The 1,758-nt window shown below is 72.6% G+C and carries 1 protein-coding gene; it reads right to left on the bottom strand.

Annotated elements, in window-relative coordinates:
• Window positions 1-1,758, bottom strand: a 1,758-nt coding sequence (locus ACWJ6R_RS35850; protein ID WP_449066465.1) for a polyketide synthase dehydratase domain-containing protein, incomplete at both ends; no start/stop codon positions are given.

Below are 1,758 nucleotides of genomic sequence, written 5' to 3'. Positions count from 1 at the left end.
ACCCACCGCATCCCCATCCAGCGGACCGGCCTCCACATCCAGCAACACCAACCGGCCCGGCTGCTCGGCCTGCGCCGCCCGCACCAGACCCCACACCGCCGCCAACCCCGGATCCGGCACCTCACCCGCGACCGCCGCCACCGCACCCCGCGTCACCACCACCAACCGCGAAGACCCGGACCGCTCCCCGGCCAGCCACTCCTGCACCAGCCCCAACGCCCCATGAACCCCGGCCACCTCGACCAGCACACACCCACCAGCCACGTCAACCGCGTCGACCGCGTCAGCCGGCGACTCGACCAGCACCCACCCGGGCACCTCCGCCGAACCGGCCTCCACCACACCCCACTCGACGTGGAACAGCCTGTTCCTGAGTCCGGTGCTGCGGGTGGCCTCCGGTCCGCCGACGGCCACCGGGCGTACGGCCAGCGAATCGACCGTCGCCACGGGCAGGCCCGCGGTGTCCATCAGCTTGAGTGAGACCGTGCCCTGGGCGACCAGCGAGATCCTGATGCGGAGCTTCGTGGCTCCGGAGGCGTGCAGCGCCACCCCGTTCCAGGCGAACGGCAGGGAGGGCCGGCCGGGCTCGGAGTCGGCCACGAACCCGCCGAGAGCGGTGGCGTGCAGGGCGATGTCGAACAGCGCCGGGTGCAGCCCGAACCTGGCGGCGTCCCGGGTCATGTCCTCGGGCAGCGCCAGTTCGGCGAAGACCTCGTCGCCCTTGCGCCACGCGGCCCGCAGTCCGCGGAAGGCGGGGCCGTAGCCCAGGCCCATGGCGGCGAAGTCGTCGTACAGCCCGTCCATGCCGACGGCCTGGGCGCCCTCCGGAGGCCAGGTCTCCTCCGCTTCCGGTACGGCCGCGCCGGCGCGGGCCAGCATTCCCGCGGCGTTCTGGATCCAGGGTTCGTCCTGCGCGTCATGCGGGCGGGAGTAGATTCCCAGCTGCCTGCGGCCGTCCTCATCGGGCGCGCCGACGGCCACCTGGAGCTGGACGGCTCCGCGCTCCGGCACGATCAGCGGCGCCTGCAGCGTCAGCTCCTCCAGCAGGCCGCAACCGACCTCGTCACCCGCCCGTACGGCCAGCTCCACGAAGGCCGTCCCGGGCAGCAGCGCCTGCCCGTTGACCCTGTGGTCGGTCAGCCACGGGTGCGTGGCGATCGAGACGCGTCCGGTGAGCACCGCCGCGCCGCTCTCCGCGAGCCCGGTGGACGCACCGATCAGCGGGTGCCCGGTGGCCCAGAGGCCCAGGCTCTCCGCGTCGCCCGCGCCGCCCGTCTCCAGCAGCCAGTAGCGCTGGTGCTGGAAGGCATACGTCGGCAGATCCACCCGACCGGGAACCGCCGGCGCCACCACCCGTTCCCAGTCGACCTCCCCACCCCGCACCCACAACTCCGCCGCACCCGACCACATCCGGCGCAACCCACCATCATCACGCCGCAACGACCCCACCACACACGCATCCGCCACCCCGGCGGCCTCCACCCCCTCCAACACCCCGATCCTCAACACCGGATGCGCACTGCACTCCACGAAGAACCGGAAACCCTCCCCCGCCAACACCTCCACCGCAGGACCGAACCCCACCCGCTCCCGCAAATTCTCATACCAATACCCCGCACCGGCCTCCACCCCCTCCAGCCAGCACCCCCGCACCGTCGAATACCACGGCACCCGACCCACCCGCGCCACCACCGGCGCCAGCAACCCCGCCAACTCCTCCTCGATCACCGCCACCTGCGCCGAATGCGACGCGTAATC

It is taken from the genome of Planomonospora algeriensis, from assembly GCF_977012225.1.
This window is presented reverse-complemented; position numbering and strand designations above follow the sequence as displayed.